Consider the following 17,900-nt stretch of genomic DNA (forward strand, 5'->3'; position numbering starts at 1 on the left):
GCACGGAAACTGATATGACATAAGCAACTGTTATCGATCATACGCCAGGAGTCACCCTATGCTCAGTCGAGAAGAACGCGCCATCATTCGCTCCACCGTGCCCTTGCTGGAAAGCGGTGGGGAGGCGCTGATCACTCACTTCTATCGCATGATGCTGTCCGAGTACCCTCAGGTCCGCCCGCTGTTCAACCAGGCTCACCAGGCCAGCGGCGACCAACCACGTGCCTTGGCCAACGGTGTATTGATGTATGCGCGGCACATCGACCAGCTTGACCAATTGGGCGACCTGGTGGCGAAAATCGTCAACAAGCACGTTGCCCTGCAGATCCTGCCGCAACATTACCCGATTGTCGGTGCGTGCCTGCTGCGGGCGATTGCTGAGGTGCTGGGCGAAGAAATCGCCACCCCCGAAGTGATCGCGGCATGGGGCGCTGCCTACAATCAGTTGGCCGATATCCTGATCGGCGCCGAAGCCGACATGTACGACAAGAAGGCCGAGGCGCTGGGCGGCTGGCGTGGCGAGCGCGAGTTCATCCTGGCGGCCAAGGTCCAGGAAAGCGCGGAAATCACCTCGTTCTACTTCGAGCCGGCGGACAAGGGCCCGATCCTGATGGCCGAGCCGGGCCAGTACATCGGCATGAAGCTCGTGCTCGATGGCGAGGAAGTGCGCCGCAACTATTCGCTGTCGGCCCTGGCGGACAATGGCCAGTACCGGATCAGTGTCAAGCGTGAGCCAGGCGGGCGGGTGTCGAACTTCCTGCATCATCATTTTGAGGTTGGCAGTCGTATCCAGTTGTTCCCGCCGTCCGGGGATTTCTACCTGAGTGCCAGCGAAAAACCGTTGGTGCTGATCAGCGGCGGCGTTGGTATTACCCCGACCCTGGCCATGTTGCAGGCAGCACTGCAAACCGAGCGTCCGGTGCATTTCATTCACTGCGCACGCAACGGCCGCGTCCATGCCTTCCGTGACTGGATCGACGATTTGGCCAAGCGGCATCCGCAACTCAAGCGTTTTTACTGCTACGACGAAGACGACGGGGTAAGCCCGGCGGCGGACAAGGTGGGGCTGTTGAGCCAGGAGCAACTGGCGCAATGGCTACCGGAGCAGCGTGACCTGGACGCCTATTTCCTTGGGCCGAAGGGCTTCATGGGCGCCGTCAAGCGCCACCTCAAGGCCCTGGGCGTGCCCGACCGGCAGAGCCGCTACGAATTCTTCGGCCCGGCGGCGGCGCTGGAATAAGGTCGCGGCAAGCCGGGAGACCGGGTTGCCTTCATCGCGAGCAGGCTCGCTCCCACAAGGGATTTGCACAGGTCTGACGGCCAGCACAGATCCAGGGTGGGAGCGAGCCTGCTCGCGAAGGCGGTAGTACAGCCAGCTTATTCACTGACTGACCCACCGCCATCGCGAGCAAGCTCAGCTCCCACAGGGATTTGTGATGAGTACGATATCTGTGAACAACCCGCAAACCCATGTGGGAGCCGAGCTTGCTCGCGATGGCGGCCGCAGCTCCACCCCTGTCCAACTGACCCGCATTAATCCCCGCTTAACTTTCTTGCGCTCTATTCCCTTCAATTGTCGACGCCCGCTGCTCGTTCACTGTCATGGTCAGCGTGTAGACTTCGGTACGTCCGATCGCGCGCCGGGTGTTGCGAGGCTGCGCGTCGATCCATACAGACAAAGGGAAACGCAATGAGTGAGGAAATGATGCGGCTGGGCCGCGAGCGGCGCTATCTGGTGCTGCTGGGGCTGATCTGCCTGGCACTGATCGGTGGTGCGCTGTACATGCAGGTGGCCCTCGGCGAGGCGCCGTGCCCGCTGTGTATCCTGCAACGCTATGCGTTGTTGCTGATCGCGATTTTCGCCTTCATCGGCGCCGCCATGCGCACCCGCCGCAGCCTGACGATCTTCGAAGGCCTGGTGGTGCTCTGCGCCCTGGCCGGGGCCGGTGTAGCCGGGCATCACGTGTACACCCAGTTCTTCCCCGCGGTCAGTTGCGGTATCGATGTCTTGCAACCGATTGTCGATGACCTGCCGCTGGCGAAGATCTTTCCGCTGGGGTTCCAGGTCGACGGTTTTTGCTCCACGCCCTACCCACCGATCCTGGGCCTGTCCCTGGCGCAATGGGCACTGGTGGCCTTCGTGTTGACGGTGGTGCTGGTGCCATTGCTGGTGTCGCGTAACCGCAAAACGCTTCGCTGAAACGCCTCAATGAAACGCCCCGGTTTCTCCCTTGGAGAGCCGGGGCGTTTTTCGTTTCACCCCCGAGCCGGAGCGTCCTTGATCCGAGGCAAGAATGACCTGCGACAACGTGCGACACGTTGTCACATATCTTGCGACGCTCAGCCTTTCCGACGGCGATTAAACGCTTATTCCTGTAACAAAAAAACGTCTGGTTTCGCAGCCAGCGTCTCGCTTGTAGCAGGCATTTTTAACAGCGCAGCGTCAGGCGCCCCAGGCCCCTGAAAATGGGCGCTTGCCGGGCAAAAAAGCCCTTGCGAATCGGTCCAAGCTGTCTAAATCGGGCGTAGTAGACCTACGTTTTTTGGGGTTCTTGTTGAGAATTAATTTCGATAAGATGCTGGCCCGTTGCAATATCAGCAAGAGATTGTTGCCGGATCGGATAAAAATTATTTCGGGATGAGACATGGTCTACAGCGCGTCACCTCACTACAATCGCCCGCACCGATTTTCCGACCCGGCTCAAGCTTGAGCACGAGAGTGGTCGAAGGGCGCCAGCGCCCCATGCGACCCCAGGTGTCGGTGCCTCCAACTATCCGCACCAAATGGAATTGGGCTTGAACTAGGCCTTTTGACCAACGAATAAGAACTCACTGCTGGCCCAGGATGTGTCGAACAGCCGCTGACGTTCGACGGGCAGCCCTTATTCAATCCAAGAAAATGCCAACCCTTGGCAGGGTGAAGTGTTGGCGATCAAAACCCAACTGCATTGCGCAAGCTGCTTTAGAGGTCGTGAGATGAGTAAAAACAGGTACCCCCGATTACTAGGCTTGTTGCCGCTGCTCGGCACGTTGCTGCTGGGAGGCTGCAACATGACCTTGCTCGATCCCAAGGGCCAGGTCGGCCTGGATGAACGAAACCTGATCATCACCGCCACGCTGCTGATGTTGCTGGTCGTTGTGCCGGTTATCGTCATGACTTTCCTGTTCGCCTGGAAGTACCGCGCAACCAACACCCAGGCCACCTACACGCCGAAATGGTCGCATTCGACCAAGATCGAAGTGGCGGTGTGGACCATTCCGGTGCTGATCATCATTGCCCTGGGTTATGTCACCTACAAGTCGACCCACGCCCTGGACCCTTATCGTCCGCTTGAATCCGACGTCAAGCCGATCACCATCGAAGTGGTCTCGATGGACTGGAAGTGGCTGTTCATCTATCCGGAACAAGGCATCGCCACGGTCAACAAGATCGTGTTCCCGGCCCACACGCCGATCAACTTCAAGGTCACCTCCGACACCGTGATGAACTCGTTCTTCATCCCGGGCCTGGGCGGCCAGATCTATGCGATGGCCGGCATGCAGACCAAGCTGCACCTGATCGCCAACCAGAACACCGAACTTGAAGGTATCTCCGCCAACTACAGCGGCGCGGGTTTCACCGGCATGAAGTTCAAAGCGACCGCCACCACCCAGGAAGAATTCGACGCCTGGGTCAACGAAGTGAAGAAGGCACCTAAACAGCTTGAAAAAGCTGAATACGAAGCCCTTTCCAAGCCGAGCCAGAACAACCCAGTCGAACTCTACTCGTCGGTTACGCCGAACCTGTTCCAGACCATCATCGACAAGTATGAAGGGATGAATCCGGGCAAGCCGATGCACCACGAGAAGAAAGACAAGGAAGTGGCTCACAACATGGAAGGGATGGACATGAGCTCGCATTCAGCTGCCGGGGCAGAGGAGTAAACGATGTTAGGTAAATTAAGTTGGGAAGCGATCCCGTTCCACGAGCCGATTGTCATGGTGACCCTCGCCATCATCGCGCTCGGTGGTCTGGCATTGTTCGCCGGTATCACTTATTTCAAGAAGTGGACCTACCTGTGGACAGAGTGGCTGACCTCGGTCGATCACAAGAAAATCGGCGTGATGTACATCATCGTCGCCATGGTCATGCTGCTGCGCGGTTTTGCCGACGCCATCATGATGCGTACCCAGTTGGCCATGGCCACCGAGGGTTCGCCTGGCTACCTGCCGCCTGAACACTATGACCAGATCTTCACCGCCCACGGTGTGATCATGATCATCTTCATGGCGATGCCATTCTTCACCGGCCTGATGAACCTTGCAGTGCCGCTGCAGATCGGCGCGCGCGACGTTGCCTATCCGTTCCTGAACTCCCTCAGCTTCTGGCTGTTGGTGTCCGGCGTGGTGCTGATCAACGTATCGCTGGGTGTTGGCGAATTCGCCAAGACCGGTTGGGTTGCCTATCCACCGTTGTCGGGGCTGCAATACAGTCCGGGCGTGGGGGTGGATTACTACATCTGGGCGCTACAGCTATCCGGGTTGGGGACAACGCTGACGGGGGTCAACTTCCTGGCCACCGTGCTGAAGATGCGTACCCCAGGCATGAAGCTGATGGACATGCCGATCTTCACCTGGACCTGTACCTGGGCCAACGTGCTGATCGTCGCTTCGTTCCCGATCCTCACCGCTACCCTGGCACTGCTGACGCTTGACCGCTACATGGATTTCCACATTTTCACCAATGAACTGGGTGGAAATCCGATGATGTACGTCAACCTGTTCTGGGCCTGGGGTCACCCCGAGGTGTACATCCTGATCCTGCCGGCGTTCGGTATTTTCTCCGAAGTCATCTCGACCTTCTCCGGCAAGAAACTGTTTGGCCACCACTCGATGATCTACGCTTCCGGCGCGATCTCGGTACTGGGCTTCATGGTCTGGCTGCACCACTTCTTCACCATGGGCTCGGGGGCCAGCGTCAACGCCTTCTTCGGCCTGGCGACGATGCTGATCTCGATCCCGACGGGTGTGAAGCTGTTCAACTGGCTGTTCACCATCTACCAGGGCCGCCTGCGTTTCACCAGCCACGTGCTGTGGACCCTGGGCTTCATGGTGACCTTCGCCATCGGCGGCATGACCGGCGTACTGCTGGCCATCCCGGGTGCGGACTTCGTGTTGCACAACAGCCTGTTCGTGATCGCGCACTTCCATAACGTGATCATCGGCGGCGCCGTGTTCGGCTACATCGCAGGCTTTGCGTTCTACTTCCCGAAAGCGTTCGGCTTCAAGCTGCACGAAGGTTGGGGCAAGGCAGCGTTCTGGTTCTGGATCTCGGGCTTCTTCGTCGCGTTCATGCCGCTCTATGCACTGGGCTTCATGGGCATGACCCGTCGCCTGAACGCCACCACCAACCCTGAGTGGGTGCCGTACCTGTACGTCGCCATGTTCGGCGCGGTGATGATCGCGGTCGGTATCGCCTGCCAGTTGATCCAGCTGTACGTCAGCGTGCGTGATCGCAAGAAGCCGGAAAACATGTGCGAACACGGTGACCCGTGGAATGCCCATACCCTGGAATGGTCGACTTCGTCGCCACCACCGTTCTACAACTTTGCCGTGCTGCCGAAAGCGGAAACCATCGACCCGTTCACCGAAGCCAAGGAAGCCGGTACCGCGTACCAGGTTCCGGCCAAGTACGAGCCGATCCACATGCCCAACAACACCGCCACCGGTGTGGTCATGGGTGCGCTGTTGACTGTGTTCGGTTTCGCGATGATCTGGCACATCTGGTGGCTGGCCATCGCCAGCCTGGTCGGCACCGTGGCGTATTTCGTGATCCATGCCGCCCGTGACGATCAGGGCTACATGGTGCCGGTGGATGTCATCGAACGCATCGAAGCCGAGCAGCACAAGCGACTGGTCGCGGCCGGGAAAGTCCCCGCCACCGCCACCCGTGTTGAAACCTCGTTGGAACAGGCTTAAACCATGTCGAACTTAGTGACCAATGTTGGACACGCCCATGGTCATGACCATGGGCACGATGACCATCACCACGACTCGGGCGAGATGACCGTATTCGGTTTCTGGCTCTACCTGATGACCGACTGCATTCTGTTTGCGTCGATCTTCGCGGTGTACGCGGTGCTGGTTAACAACGTCGCCGGTGGCCCGTCGGGCCACGAAATCTTCGAACTGCCTTATGTACTGGGCGAAACCGCGCTGCTGCTGTTCAGTTCGATCACCTACGGCTTCGCCATGCTGGCGTTGTTCAAGGGCAAGAAAACCCAGGTCCTGGGCTGGTTGGCCATGACGTTCCTGCTGGGCGCCGGCTTTATCGCCATGGAGATCAACGAGTTCCATATCCTGATCGCCGAAGGCTACGGCCCTAGCCGCAGCGGCTTCCTGTCCGGGTTCTTCACCCTGGTCGGCACCCACGGCCTGCACGTGACCAGCGGCCTGATCTGGATGGCGATCATGATGTACCAGGTCCAGAAAAACGGCCTGACCGCCACCAACAAGACGCGCCTGAGCTGCCTGAGCCTGTTCTGGCACTTCCTGGACGTAGTGTGGATCTGCGTATTCACCGTTGTTTATCTGATGGGGACCCTGTAAATGGCTAACGCACATTCCCATGATGGCCATGACGCCGGCCACGGCAGCGTCAAGTCCTACGCCATCGGTTTCATCCTGTCGGTGATCCTGACCGTCATTCCGTTCGGCCTGGTGATGTACCCGTCGCTGCCCAAGACCCTGACCCTGTGGATCATCCTGATCTTCGCCGTGGTCCAGGTACTGGTGCACCTGGTGTACTTCCTGCACCTGGACCGCTCCGCTGCCCAACGTAACAACGTGGTCGCGTTTGTGTTTGCCGCGATCGTGATTGTCCTGCTGGTCGGCCTGTCGTTGTGGATCATGTTCAGCATCCACACCAACATGATGGCGCACTGAGGAAAGTCCGGATGTCACTGAAGCACTTTATCCAAATCACCAAGCCGGGGATCATTTTCGGTAACGTGCTTTCTGTGGCGGGCGGGTTCTTCCTGGCCTCGAAAGGGCATGTCGATCTGGCCATCTTCCTGGCGGCGATGATCGGCACTTCCCTGGTGGTGGCGTCCGGTTGCGTGTTCAACAACTGCATCGACCGCGACATCGACATCAAGATGGAACGCACCAAGAACCGGGCGCTGGTCCAAGGCCTGATTCCGGTGCAACTGGCCCTGGCCTTCGCCACGGTGCTGGGCGTGGCCGGCGTGGCGCTGCTGTACTGGGTGGCCAATCCGCTGGCGGCGTTGTTCGCGGTGATCGGTTTTGTCATCTACGTCGGCCTCTACAGCCTGTACCTCAAGCGCAAGTCGGTCCACGGCACGCTGGTGGGCAGCCTGTCGGGGGCGATGCCGCCGGTGATCGGCTATGTCGCGGTCAGCAACAGTTTCGACATGGCGGCGCTGACGCTGCTGGTGATGTTCAGCTTGTGGCAGATGCCGCATTCCTACGCCATCGCGATCTTCCGCTTCAACGACTACCTGGCAGCCTCGATTCCGGTGTTGCCGGTCAAGCGCGGCATCCGCGTGGCCAAGAAGCACATCCTGCTCTACATCCTGGCCTTCCTGGTGGCGACCTTGATGCTGACCTTCAGCGGCTACGCCGGCATGAGCTACCTCGCCGTCGCCGCTGCCATGGGCATGTACTGGCTGTACATGGCCTGGACCGGCTACAAGGCGGTGGACGATACGGTCTGGGCACGCAAGCTGTTCGTGTTCTCGATCTTCACCATCACCGCCCTGAGCGTCATGATGTCCCTGGATTTCAAGGTGCCGAGTGAGTTGTTGCTGACTTACGCGCCTTAAGCGCCAGAGCTGCAAAAAAAGCCCCGCCTTCGAGAGAAGCGCGGGGCTTTTTCTTGGGTGTTATTTCGGCTGACGAAGTTCCTGTGGGAGCGGGCTTGCTCGCGAAAGCGGTGGGTCAGTGGAGCTGATGTTGACTGACACGGCGCCTTCGCGAGCAAGCCCGCTCCCACAAGGATTGCTGCGTATCCATTATTGCTTTATGAATGCTGGTCCGCGCAGGATGTTCGCTAAGGGAGAGTTGGGGGAGCCGATCTCCGATCGAGAGAAAATATCCGGCGCGCCATAGAAGCTGAGTTGAAAGTACGAAGTACCTTATGAAAAAGCGCGATCTGTTTGCCGAGATGATGCAAGGCGTCGAGGAGATGGCCGCTCACCGCGAGGGCAAGATCACGCTTAAGCCGTCTTCGCCAAGAGCATCAGGACCAGCCCGGGCACCCTTGGAAACTGGGAGCAGGAAAAGTCCAAGCCTAATGCCCAGGCGGCTTTGTTGATCAAATTGGTCGAGAAGTTTCCGGATATGGTCGAGCGGCTTGGTGCTGTTTGAATCGCCGAAAGCTACGAAAAATCCCCGCCTTCGAGAGAAGTGCGGGGCTTTTTCTTGGGCGTTATTTCCGCTGACGATGTTCCTGTGGGAGCGGGCTTGCTCGCGAAAGCGGTGGGTCAGTTAAGTTGAAGTTGGCTGACCGGACGCATTCGCGAGCAAGCCCGCTCCCACAGGGGAAACTCAACCTGGGCTTATTGCTGGGCGATGCTGTAGCCGTCGAACGCTTTCTGCTGTTGCAGCGCGGTGACGATGCTTTTGCGGGTGACCGGTTGTTCAGTGCCGTCGTTGTCCAGGAAGGTTTCGCTTTCCAGCTCGGCTTCGTCGCCTTCGCCGACGAAGTTGAAACCCAGGAACTCGAAGGCTTCGCGGTCCACGTTCGGCTTGGAGCGCGGCGTGCGCAGGGGCAGGGTGACGCTGATGCCGTCCTTGCTGATAACAAACACTTCGGCTTCCTTCTTGGGCCGCGAGGCCTTGCCCTTGCTGCCGCTCGGGTTGCTGATGGCCTGGTGAGTCTGGTTCAGCACTTTCAGGGCCAGGCCGTAGACCAGCTCCTGGAACGACGGGTCGTCTTTGTAGCTGGAAAGAATGCGGCTGATCGGGAAGCGGCTGCCCAGGTCTTCCAAGGCTGCAAAATCCGCAGCCTCAGCGTCCTTGAGCTGCTTGAGCTGACCCATCAACTCGTAGGCCTTGTCGTCATCGAACGCATCGTGGGCCTGGCGAATGGCGTTGCGCAGTTCGCGGATCTGGTCGCTTTCGCGGTTCGACTGGAACGCATCGAGGACCATTTCGCTGATGGTCTTGGCCTGGGGCAGATGCTGTGAAAGATTGATGGAGTTTTCGTATTCCGCTTTGGACGACAGGGTGACTACGGATTCAGCGGTGTTGGAATCGGACATTGAAATTTCACTACTTCTGTTAGCGGGATGTGGCGAGAAAGGCATTGAGCTTTTTTCCGGCCGCCTAATCTATTGGACGCGGGCGGTGTTGTCACGGTCGGAGCGGTGGCCGGTACGTATTTCATTCGCGCATCAGTTCCATCAGCCGCAATGCGTCCGGCGTTGCGGCGCCGCTGGCGGTGTTGTCGAAGATGCACCAGGTCGGCGTATCCGCAGCGCTCTTCAACTGTTGCGCGAGCTGCTTCAGCCAAGTCTCCTCATAAGGGGAATAGTAGATTCGCGGCGAGCCATGCAAACGGTAATAACGAATGCCAGGCCAGCCTGCCGGTAGATCGCCCCCCGATAAGGGGGACGGATCGGCAGCAACACGACCGATCCGCTCGTTCTCCAGCATCGCCATGGCCTGCGGCGCGAGCCAGCTCGGGTGTCGGGGTTCGAGAACCGCGGGGCCCTGATACCGATCCCGCAAAGCCTCGAAGAAGCGCTCGGCTTGGCTGTTGTCGAAGGCCAGTGATGGCGGCAATTGGATCAACAGGCAACCCAGTTTTTCGCCCAACTGTGAACACTGCCCAAGGAACTCATCCACAAGCCCCTCGCAATCGTGCAGTCGTCGATCGTGAGTGATCTGCTTTGGCACCTTGACCGAGAAGCGAAAGTCCGGCCCCACGCTGTCCGCCCACTTGGCGTAAGTGGCGGGACGATGTGGGCGATAGAACGAACTATTGATCTCCACCGCCGGGAAGCGTGCGCTGTAGCGCTGCAAATGGCTGCCTTCATCGGGAAACGCCGGCCAATGTGCCCTGGGCAACGACCAGCCGGCACAGCCCAGGAAAAGGTTAGGAGAGCAGGGGAGTCGAGTCGGCAACGTGGGAGACCTATCGCGGGGGGGATAAAGCTATGACCGCGACAAACGCCTCATGGATTCATTCCTGGCAATTGCGGCTTCAGTTGCAGATCACGTTTTTGCCGGCCATCTTGGAGCGATACAGCGCCTGGTCCGCCCGATCCATCAGTACCTCTTGCGTCTCGTCGTCGAGCCGCTGCACCACACCAAAGCTCATGGTGATCGGGAAGTCGCCCACCGGGAGCAGGTCGGACAGGCCTCGGCGAATGGTTTCAGCCATCAGGACCGCATCGGCCAACGACGTGTTTGGCAAGATCATGATGAATTCATCGCCGCCCCAGCGCACCAACAGGTCACCGTCGCGCTCGCAGCGTTTGACCGCCTGCACCACCTGCACCAGCGCTGCGTCTCCAAAGGCGTGGCCGTAGCGGTCATTGATGTCCTTGAAGTCGTCGACGTCCATGGCGATCAGCGACAACGGTTCGCGAAAGCGCTGGGCACGCTCACAGGCCAGTGGCAGCGCCTGCTCCAGGCGATAGCGGTTGGCGACCAGGGTCAAGGCGTCGGTTTCGGCGAGCCTGCGGTTTTCGTCGAGTTGGATCTGCAGTTGATGGTTGACTCGAGACAACTCGCGAGTGCGCTCTTCGATGATCGCTTCCAGGGATTTGTTACGCCGTTCGAGTTGCTCGAACAGGCGTTTCTTGTCGTCGATGCTGCGATGGGCACCGATCATTCGAGCGACGCTGCCGTCGGGGTTGCGAGCAATCACGTAACCGCGGTCTTCGATCCAGATATAGGAGCCGTCATGGGCCCGGCAGCGGTATTCGGCTTGGTATTTCGGCGACCGTTGTTCCAGGTAATCGTCGAACAGGGCCATCACCTGGGGATAATCCTCTGGATGGATCACGCTTTCCCAGGTCAGCACGGTATTGCTCAGGGAATGGGGCGTATAGCCGAGCATGGTGTACCAGCCGGGGTTGCGATAGACGAACCCGGTATTGGCGTTCCAGTCCCAGATGCCGTCGCTGACCAGCTCCATGATGGTGTGCAGCACGCTTTCGTCCAGATCGGACAAATCGAACCGCAGCAAATCGATCTTCGAGGCGTCGTCCATCGTTGTTCCCTCAATCAGCCCTGATATCAAAATGCTCTTCAGGGGAGAAGAGTAGCCGATGGGGCTCGGCGTCACTAGCGGGCAGCGCTTCGGGTGAACGCCTGAACTGTGGCGAGAGAGCTTGCTCCCGCTGGGCCGGTCCGACGCTTCGGGCGAAGCAGCCCCAAAGCAGGGCTGCTTCGCGCCCCAGCGGGAGCGAGCTCCCTCGCCACGGGATTTATCCAACACTTATCGAGCACGCCCATCAGGGTTTGCCCCATTTCTCCAGCGCAAACTCGACAAAACTGCGCAGCTTCGGCAAACGGTAGCGATCCTGGGCGTACGCCAGGCTCATTGGCCGATGGGGCAGCTGATAATCCTGCAGCAGCGCCACCAGATCCCCTTCCTGTAGATCCTTTGCCACCAGCGCGTCGGGCAGCATCACCACACCCATGCCGGCCAACGCGGCGCGGTGCAGGCCCGAGGAGCTGTTGATCAGCATCGGCCCGGTCACCGGCACCTTGATTTCGCCTTCTGGCCCGTTGATAGGCCAGAGGTCCTGGGCGAAGCGCCATTCGTCAGCGGCAGAATAGGCAAACGACAGGCAGTCGTGCTGTTGCAGGTCATCGGGTTGTCGTGGCGTGCCTCGCCGTGCCAGATAAGCCGGGGACGCGCAGATGGTCAAGGTGTAGTCCACCAGGGGGCGGGCGATCAGCTTGGGATCGACTGGACCCAGGCGGACGGCGACGTCGAAACCGTGGTCGAGCAGGTCGAGTCGCTGGTTGGTCAAGACCACGTCGAGCTTGACCTGTGGGTAGCGCTGGCTGAATTCGGCCAGGGCTGGCGCCAGGAGCTCCGTGCCGAAGGTCAGCGGCGCGGTGATGCGCAAGGTGCCGGTGGGGTCGCCCTGGGTCTGCTCCGCCAGGCGCTCGGAGTCGGCGACCAGCCCGATGACTTCCAGGCAGCGTTGATAGTAGGTCGCGCCGAACTCGGTCAGGCGCTGGCGCCGCGTCGTACGATTGATCAGGCGCACGCCGAGGCGCTGCTCCAATGCGCGAAGGTGATTACCCACCATGGTGGTGGACATCTCGCAGGCCTGGGCCGCCGCCGTCAGGCTGCCGGCTTCCACGACTTTCACGTAAACGGTCATTGCCTGGAACAGGTCCATTATCAAGCTCAGCTTTTAAATGATTGAAGTAAAGCGATGTTTATCCATTGAGGGTGGCTAACCATACTGGAAAAAACCACCCGATGGAGTTTGATGCCATGACCGCTGCCTGCCTGATGACCACTTACCAACCCCTGCCGTTGAATTTCACCCATGGCTTGGGGACGCGCCTGTGGGACCAGGACGGCCGCGAATACCTCGATGCGGTGGCGGGCGTGGCGGTGACCAATGTCGGCCACTCCCATCCGCGGCTGGTTGCCGCCATTAGCGAGCAGGCCGGCCTGCTGTTACACACGTCCAACCTGTACAGCATCGACTGGCAGCAGCGCCTGGCGCAAAAACTCACCCGGCTGTCCGGCCTGGAGCGAGCGTTTTTCAACAACTCGGGCGCCGAGGCCAACGAAACCGCGCTGAAACTGGCGCGCCTCTATGGCTGGCACAAGGGCATCGAGCAGCCGTTGGTGGTGGTCATGGACAACGCGTTCCATGGGCGCACCTTGGGCACTATGTCCGCCAGTGACGGTCCGTCCGTGCGGCTGGGCTACAACCGCTTGCCGGGGGACTTCATCAAGGTGCCGTTCGGCGATCTCGCGGTGCTGGAACAAATCCAGCAGGTTCACGCCGAGCGCATCGTCGCGGTGCTGGTGGAGCCGATCCAGGGCGAAAGCGGCGTGCAACTCGCCCCGCCGGGTTACCTCAAGGCCTTGCGGCAGCTGTGCAGCCGGCGCGCCTGGCTGCTGATGCTCGACGAGATCCAGACCGGCATCGGTCGTACCGGCCAATGGTTTGCGTTCCAGCACGAGGGCATCGTGCCGGACGTCATGACCCTGGCCAAAGGCCTGGGCAACGGCGTGCCCATCGGTGCCTGCCTGGCGCGGGGCAAAGCCGCCGAGCTGTTTACCCCGGGCAGTCATGGCAGCACGTTCGGTGGCAATCCATTGGCCTGTCGGGTCGGCTGCACGGTGCTGGACATCATCGAGGAACAAGCCCTGGTGGCTAACGCCAGGCAGCAGGGCGAACAATTGCTGGGTCGGCTGCGGGCCGAACTGGCGGACAACCCGAACGTATTGGCGATTCGCGGCCAAGGCTTGATGATCGGCATCGAACTCAAGCAACCGGTCCGCGACCTGACCCTTCGTGCTGCCCAGGACCACGGCCTGCTGATCAATGTCACCCGGGGCCAGACCATTCGCCTGCTGCCGCCGCTGACGATCGATGGGCGCGAAGTGGAGATGATTGTCAGGGGCGTGAGCCGCTGTCTGGCGCAAGGTTGAGGATACTTCGCCCGGACGACGGATTCTTATCCAGCAGCCGGGCGAAGCGCAACGCAGCGGGACGGAATTTTTAACGGTTGTCGCGTTCCAACGCCTGCCAGAGTCGATTGCCTACACTTTGGCAACCAGACTGAAAATCCCAGGAGCATCTTCATGTTCACCTCGCGTCGCTTGATCGTTGTCGCTACTACTGTGGCCTTGTTGTCCGGCTGTGCGTCGCCCAACCCCTATGACAACCAGGGCCAGGCCTCTACCGAATCGTCGGGCATGAGCAAAACCGCCAAGTACGGCGGCCTCGGTGCACTGGCGGGGGCGTTGGCCGGTGCGGCCATCGGTCACGATAACCGTGGCAAGGGCGCCTTGATCGGCGCGGCGGTGGTGGGGGCTTCCGCGGCCGGCTACGGCTACTACGCCGACCAGCAGGAAAAGAAACTGCGCGCCAGCATGGCCAATACCGGTGTTGAAGTGCAGCGCCAGGGCGACCAGATCAAGCTGATCATGCCGGGCAACATCACCTTCGCCACCGACTCGGCGAACATCGCGTCCAGCTTCTACCAGCCGCTGAACAACCTGGCCAACTCCCTCAAGGAGTTCAACCAGAACCAGATCGAAATCGTCGGTTACACCGACAGCACCGGCAGCCGCCAGCACAACATGGACCTGTCCCAGCGACGCGCCCAGAGCGTGGCGACCTACCTGACGTCCCAGGGCGTGAGCGGTGCCAACCTGTCGGCCCGTGGCGCCGGCCCGGACAACCCGGTGGCGAGCAACGGCGACGTCAATGGCCGCGCGCAGAACCGTCGGGTCGAGGTCAATCTCAAGGCGATTCCTGGGCAGCAGTACCAGGCGCCGCAGCAGCAGGGCCAGACTTACCAGCAGTACCCGTAACGGCTGGGCGGCAAATGAAACGGGGGCTCTGGAAACAGGGCCCCCGTTTTTTTGTAGTTGTCAGTTTCTATCCGCCTGATGCCGCCACTTTTGGCGAGGGGATTTGTGGGAGCAAAGCTTGCTCGCGAAACAGGCGCCTCGATTTTTCTGAAAGACCGCATCGCTTTCATCGCGGGCAAGCCTTGCTCCCACAAGTCTCCTGGCCACAAAGGTGTTCACTTGAGTGATGGGGAGGGCCTCAATTCGCCTCTTTCACCGCACTCAAGAACGCACACGTACGCTCCTGCTGCGGATTTTCGAAGATCTGCGCCGGTGTGCCCTGCTCATGAATCTGGCCCTTGTAGAAAAAACAGACCCGATCAGCGAACTCCCGCGCAAACCCCATCTGGTGGGTCACCATCAGCATCGTCAGGTTGTGTTCGGCCCCCAGCTTGCGAATCACATTCAGCACCTCGCCGCACAACTCCGGATCCAGCGCCGAAGTCACCTCGTCAAACAACATCACCTTGGGCCGCATCGCCAGCGCCCGGGCAATTGCCACCCGCTGTTGCTGGCCGCCGGACAACTGCGACGGGTAATGGTCGAGCTTATTGCCCAGCCCCACCAGTTCCAGCAGGTCGGCGGCGCGCTCCCGGGCTTCCTCCGGGTTCATGCCCAGCACCTGCACCGGCGCCTCGATCACGTTCTGCAGCGCGGTCATGTGGGGGAACAGGTTGAAGCTCTGGAACACCATGCCGATCTTGCCGCGCACCCGGCGGATGTGCCGGTCGTTGGCCGGCACCAGTACGCCGTTGCGGTTGGGCATGTGGGTCAGCGAGTCGTCCTCGACGCGGATCTGGCCCTGGTCGATGCCTTCCAGGGTCATCAACACCCGCAGCAGCGTGGACTTGCCCGAGCCGCTGGGGCCGATGATCGCGACTTTTTCACCGGGCGCGACATCCAGGTTCAGATGGTCGAGTACCGTGAAGCTGCCATAGCTTTTGGTCACGTCCTGGAAACTCACAATCGGCCGGGACGGTGTCGGAATTTGCATGGCCGGGGCCTCCTGCTGTGACGCCAGCGTGCTGCGCCGGGACAAATCGGTGGGCGTGGACAGGGGTAAAGTCATTAGCGTAGCTCCATGCGCGTTTCAAGGCGCCGTACCAGATAAGCCAAGGCGAGGCTCAGGGCGAGGAAGAACAGGCCGACCAGGGTGATGGGTTCCAGGTAACGGAAATGCTCGGAACCGATGTTCTTGGCCTGCTGCATGATTTCCACCACGGTGATCGCCGACAGCACCGGCGTGTCCTTGAGCATCGCCACCAGGTAGTTGCCCAGGGGCGGCACGATCGGTCGCAGCGCCTGGGGCAGGATGATGTTGCGGTAGGCGTCGTACGGCGCGATGTTCAACGCCGTCACCGCTTCCCACTGCGCCCGTGGCACCGCGTCGAGGCCACTGCGATAGACCTCGGCGATGTAGCAGGCATAGTGCAGGCCGATGCCGAGGATGCCGACTTGCATGGCCGTCAGGCTCAAGCCGTAGTTGGGCAGCACGTAGTAGAGGAAATACACCTGGATCAGCAGCGGCGTGCTGCGGATGAACTCGATCACCGCCGTGGCCGGCCACGACAGCCAGAACTTGCGACTGCGCCGGCCAATCGCCAGGAACAGCCCCAGCACGATTGCGATCAGGAAACCGATCAGGGTAATGCCCACGGTATTGAGGGAGGCGCGCAGCAGGTCCGGGAGGATCAGTGCGGCGTAGGACCAGTCGAACAGCGTCATGACAGACCTCCACGCATCCGGCCCCGGCTCAGCCGTCGCTCGACGTTGCGCATGCCGAAGTTGATGGCTTGGGCGAGAATGAAATACAGCACCAGCGCCAGGCTGAAGACCTCCAGGGTCTGGAACGTCGCCTGATCCAACTGGCGCGCCCGGAAGCTCAGGTCGGACAAGGTGATCAGCGACACCAGCGAGGTGTTCTTCAGCAGCTCGATCAACAAGTTGGTGCCCGGTGGAATCGCCGCCAGCAACGCCTGGGGCAAGATGATTCGCTTGAAGCGGGCGAAGCCGCTGAAATTCAACGCCGTGCAGGCTTCGTATTGGCCCTTGGCGACCGAGCTGATGGCGCCGCGCATCACTTCGGCCCCGTAGGCGCCGATGTGCAGGCCCAGGCCGACGATGGCCACGGCGTAGGGGCTCAGCTCCACATTGAAGGGCGGCAGCGGCAGCACGAAGAACAGCCAGAACAACTGCACCAGCAGCGACGTGCCTCGGAACACTTCGATGTAGGTAATCGAAAACCAGCGCAACGCGCGCCACGGCGACAGCCGTCCGAGGGCCGCGAGTACCGCCGCGACAATTGCCAGCAGCGAGCCGAAGAACGTTACCTGGAGCGTAACCCAGGCCCCTTGAATCAATAACGGAAGTAATTCGCCCATGGTTCAACCCGATATCCGATGAAGCAGGGAACAGGCATCACGCTCTGCGCGTCATGCCCGTTTCGGCGTGCCATTAGGGCTGAGCGCAAAGCTCGGCCGCGGTCTTGCTGGTGACGTTGGATTTGTCGAAACCGAATGGCGCGACGGCCTTGAGGTGTTCCTCCGAACCCAGCCACTTCTTCAGCTCGGCATTGACCGCGTCGCGCAGGTCTTTGTCTTCGGGGCGGAAGGCCAGCGCACCGTAGCCGATGTGGGACGGATCGTCCTTGAATTCGGTCATCGCCTCTACTTTGTCGCCACCCTTGCTGGCCAGGCCCTTCATGGTCAGTTGGGTGCCGACGGCCGCGTCGGCGCGACCGGCGCGCACGGCTTGCAACTGCGCGGTGGTGTCGGGGACCTGGAGGATCTGATCGTCCTTGACCCCGGAGTCGCGGGCATAGGCCAGGTTCACCGTGCCGGCCATGATGGCCAGCTTCACGTCCGGTTGCTTGGCGATGTCTTCATAGCTGTGGAGTTTTTTCGGGTTGCCCTTGGCCACGAGCAAGGCGTCGGGCAATTGATACTGCGGATCGGTGAACAACACTTGCTTGCAGCGCGCCGGGGTGATGTACATGCCGGCGGCAATCACATCGAAGCGACCTGCGCGCAGGCCAGGGATTAGCGAGCCCCATTCGGTGAGCACGCCATTGACCTGCTTGATGCCCATCCTGGCGAAAATGATCTTGGCGATCTCCGGCGACTCACCGGTGACGGTGCCGTCGGTTTCGGTGAAGGCGAATGGGGTTTCGTTGGCGTAGCCGATCCGGATGCTGCTGTTGCTTTTGACGGTATCCAAGGTGGCCGCTTGAACGCTGCCGGCCAGGCCCAGTGCGGCACAAGTCAACAAGAGTCGGCGCAAGGGTGTGAAAGTGCTGGGAAGAAAATTGCTCATCGATAAAATCTCCTGTTTC

Annotated in this window: 17 protein-coding genes and 1 pseudogene; 10 read left to right on the top strand and 8 right to left on the bottom strand. The window is 60.3% G+C overall.

Annotated features, from left to right (window positions below; all coding sequences use genetic code 11):
- The first annotated feature begins 58 nt into the window (after window positions 1-58).
- The 8 genes and pseudogenes from hmpA (at window position 59) to M1D99_RS05765 (ending at window position 8,367) form a co-directional block, all read left to right on the top strand.
- On the top strand, window positions 59-1,240 hold the full coding sequence (gene hmpA / locus M1D99_RS05730) for an NO-inducible flavohemoprotein (RefSeq protein ID WP_434574397.1): 1,182 nt from the start codon (window positions 59-61) through the stop codon (window positions 1,238-1,240).
- Window positions 1,241-1,690: 450 nt separating this feature from the next.
- On the top strand, window positions 1,691-2,200 hold the full coding sequence (locus M1D99_RS05735) for a disulfide bond formation protein B (RefSeq protein ID WP_186705087.1): 510 nt from the start codon (window positions 1,691-1,693) through the stop codon (window positions 2,198-2,200).
- A 776-nt stretch (window positions 2,201-2,976) separates the two neighbouring features.
- Window positions 2,977-3,924: a ubiquinol oxidase subunit II gene (gene cyoA / locus M1D99_RS05740; protein ID WP_186705089.1), complete on the top strand. Its 948-nt coding sequence runs from the start codon at window positions 2,977-2,979 to the stop codon at window positions 3,922-3,924.
- Between the two features lie 3 nt (window positions 3,925-3,927).
- The gene (gene cyoB / locus M1D99_RS05745) at window positions 3,928-5,958 is read left to right on the top strand and encodes a cytochrome o ubiquinol oxidase subunit I (RefSeq protein WP_053187161.1); all 2,031 of its coding nucleotides are present in this window, start codon (window positions 3,928-3,930) and stop codon (window positions 5,956-5,958) included.
- A 3-nt stretch (window positions 5,959-5,961) separates the two neighbouring features.
- On the top strand, window positions 5,962-6,588 hold the full coding sequence (locus tag M1D99_RS05750) for a cytochrome o ubiquinol oxidase subunit III (protein WP_186705091.1): 627 nt from the start codon (window positions 5,962-5,964) through the stop codon (window positions 6,586-6,588).
- Window positions 6,589-6,924, top strand: a complete 336-nt coding sequence (cyoD, locus tag M1D99_RS05755; protein WP_186705092.1) for a cytochrome o ubiquinol oxidase subunit IV — start codon at window positions 6,589-6,591, stop codon at window positions 6,922-6,924.
- A gap of 11 nt (window positions 6,925-6,935) precedes the next feature.
- Window positions 6,936-7,823 (top strand): heme o synthase, encoded by an 888-nt coding sequence (gene cyoE, locus M1D99_RS05760; RefSeq protein ID WP_003178131.1) that lies wholly within the window; start codon window positions 6,936-6,938, stop codon window positions 7,821-7,823.
- Window positions 7,824-8,137: 314 nt separating this feature from the next.
- Window positions 8,138-8,367, top strand: a pseudogene (locus tag M1D99_RS05765) (helix-turn-helix domain-containing protein).
- 191 nt (window positions 8,368-8,558) lie between these two features.
- Here the strand turns inward: M1D99_RS05765 and M1D99_RS05770 are convergent.
- The 4 genes from M1D99_RS05770 to M1D99_RS05785 all read right to left on the bottom strand — a co-directional run bounded on the left by M1D99_RS05770 (window position 8,559) and on the right by M1D99_RS05785 (window position 12,368).
- Window positions 8,559-9,263 (bottom strand): hypothetical protein, encoded by a 705-nt coding sequence (locus M1D99_RS05770; RefSeq protein ID WP_411385587.1) that lies wholly within the window; start codon window positions 9,261-9,263, stop codon window positions 8,559-8,561.
- Window positions 9,264-9,384: 121 nt separating this feature from the next.
- Window positions 9,385-10,128 (bottom strand): DUF72 domain-containing protein, encoded by a 744-nt coding sequence (locus M1D99_RS05775; protein WP_434574399.1) that lies wholly within the window; start codon window positions 10,126-10,128, stop codon window positions 9,385-9,387.
- 79 nt (window positions 10,129-10,207) lie between these two features.
- Window positions 10,208-11,221: a sensor domain-containing diguanylate cyclase gene (locus tag M1D99_RS05780; RefSeq protein WP_250965157.1), complete on the bottom strand. Its 1,014-nt coding sequence runs from the start codon at window positions 11,219-11,221 to the stop codon at window positions 10,208-10,210.
- 244 nt (window positions 11,222-11,465) lie between these two features.
- Window positions 11,466-12,368 carry a LysR family transcriptional regulator gene (locus M1D99_RS05785; RefSeq protein ID WP_458131498.1) on the bottom strand — a complete coding sequence of 301 codons (903 nt, stop codon included), beginning with the start codon at window positions 12,366-12,368 and terminating at the stop codon, window positions 11,466-11,468.
- 98 nt (window positions 12,369-12,466) lie between these two features.
- Between M1D99_RS05785 and M1D99_RS05790 the strand changes: the two genes are divergently transcribed.
- Together M1D99_RS05790 and M1D99_RS05795 are read left to right on the top strand one after the other, a co-directional pair.
- A complete protein-coding gene (locus M1D99_RS05790) occupies window positions 12,467-13,642 on the top strand; it encodes an acetylornithine/succinylornithine family transaminase (protein WP_458131499.1) in 1,176 nt (391 codons plus the stop codon).
- A gap of 153 nt (window positions 13,643-13,795) precedes the next feature.
- A complete protein-coding gene (locus tag M1D99_RS05795) occupies window positions 13,796-14,530 on the top strand; it encodes an OmpA family protein (RefSeq protein WP_458131500.1) in 735 nt (244 codons plus the stop codon).
- Window positions 14,531-14,768: 238 nt separating this feature from the next.
- Here M1D99_RS05795 and ehuA read toward each other — a convergent pair whose 3' ends face one another.
- The 4 genes from ehuA to ehuB all read right to left on the bottom strand — a co-directional run bounded on the left by ehuA (window position 14,769) and on the right by ehuB (window position 17,881).
- Complete coding sequence (gene ehuA, locus M1D99_RS05800) at window positions 14,769-15,638, bottom strand: ectoine/hydroxyectoine ABC transporter ATP-binding protein EhuA (RefSeq protein ID WP_458131501.1); 870 nt, start codon at window positions 15,636-15,638, stop codon at window positions 14,769-14,771.
- Window positions 15,638-16,294: an ectoine/hydroxyectoine ABC transporter permease subunit EhuD gene (gene ehuD / locus M1D99_RS05805; RefSeq protein WP_250965161.1), complete on the bottom strand. Its 657-nt coding sequence runs from the start codon at window positions 16,292-16,294 to the stop codon at window positions 15,638-15,640. The genes ehuA and ehuD overlap by 1 nt, the downstream gene beginning before the upstream one ends.
- The gene (gene ehuC, locus M1D99_RS05810; protein ID WP_458131502.1) at window positions 16,291-16,950 is read right to left on the bottom strand and encodes an ectoine/hydroxyectoine ABC transporter permease subunit EhuC; all 660 of its coding nucleotides are present in this window, start codon (window positions 16,948-16,950) and stop codon (window positions 16,291-16,293) included. The genes ehuD and ehuC overlap by 4 nt, the downstream gene beginning before the upstream one ends.
- 73 nt (window positions 16,951-17,023) lie before the next feature.
- Window positions 17,024-17,881, bottom strand: a complete 858-nt coding sequence (gene ehuB / locus M1D99_RS05815; RefSeq protein ID WP_458131503.1) for an ectoine/hydroxyectoine ABC transporter substrate-binding protein EhuB — start codon at window positions 17,879-17,881, stop codon at window positions 17,024-17,026.
- Window positions 17,882-17,900: the final 19 nt, after the last annotated feature.

The sequence above is a fragment of the Pseudomonas sp. R3-41 genome, from assembly GCF_054161485.1.

Bases quoted from the DNA above. Each gene is read 5' to 3' on its own strand.
- hmpA (WP_434574397.1), top strand. From the start codon at position 59: ATGCTCAGTCGAGAAGAACGCGCCATCATTCGCTCCACCGTGCCCTTG.
- M1D99_RS05735 (WP_186705087.1), top strand. From the start codon at position 1,691: ATGAGTGAGGAAATGATGCGGCTGGGCCGCGAGCGGCGCTATCTGGTG.
- cyoA (WP_186705089.1), top strand. From the start codon at position 2,977: ATGAGTAAAAACAGGTACCCCCGATTACTAGGCTTGTTGCCGCTGCTC.
- cyoB (WP_053187161.1), top strand. From the start codon at position 3,928: ATGTTAGGTAAATTAAGTTGGGAAGCGATCCCGTTCCACGAGCCGATT.
- M1D99_RS05750 (WP_186705091.1), top strand. From the start codon at position 5,962: ATGTCGAACTTAGTGACCAATGTTGGACACGCCCATGGTCATGACCAT.
- cyoD (WP_186705092.1), top strand. From the start codon at position 6,589: ATGGCTAACGCACATTCCCATGATGGCCATGACGCCGGCCACGGCAGC.
- cyoE (WP_003178131.1), top strand. From the start codon at position 6,936: ATGTCACTGAAGCACTTTATCCAAATCACCAAGCCGGGGATCATTTTC.
- M1D99_RS05770 (WP_411385587.1), bottom strand. From the start codon at position 9,263: ATGTCCGATTCCAACACCGCTGAATCCGTAGTCACCCTGTCGTCCAAA.
- M1D99_RS05780 (WP_250965157.1), bottom strand. From the start codon at position 11,221: ATGGACGACGCCTCGAAGATCGATTTGCTGCGGTTCGATTTGTCCGAT.
- M1D99_RS05785 (WP_458131498.1), bottom strand. From the start codon at position 12,368: ATGGACCTGTTCCAGGCAATGACCGTTTACGTGAAAGTCGTGGAAGCC.
- M1D99_RS05790 (WP_458131499.1), top strand. From the start codon at position 12,467: ATGACCGCTGCCTGCCTGATGACCACTTACCAACCCCTGCCGTTGAAT.
- M1D99_RS05795 (WP_458131500.1), top strand. From the start codon at position 13,796: ATGTTCACCTCGCGTCGCTTGATCGTTGTCGCTACTACTGTGGCCTTG.
- ehuA (WP_458131501.1), bottom strand. From the start codon at position 15,638: ATGACTTTACCCCTGTCCACGCCCACCGATTTGTCCCGGCGCAGCACG.
- ehuD (WP_250965161.1), bottom strand. From the start codon at position 16,294: ATGACGCTGTTCGACTGGTCCTACGCCGCACTGATCCTCCCGGACCTG.
- ehuC (WP_458131502.1), bottom strand. From the start codon at position 16,950: ATGGGCGAATTACTTCCGTTATTGATTCAAGGGGCCTGGGTTACGCTC.
- ehuB (WP_458131503.1), bottom strand. From the start codon at position 17,881: ATGAGCAATTTTCTTCCCAGCACTTTCACACCCTTGCGCCGACTCTTG.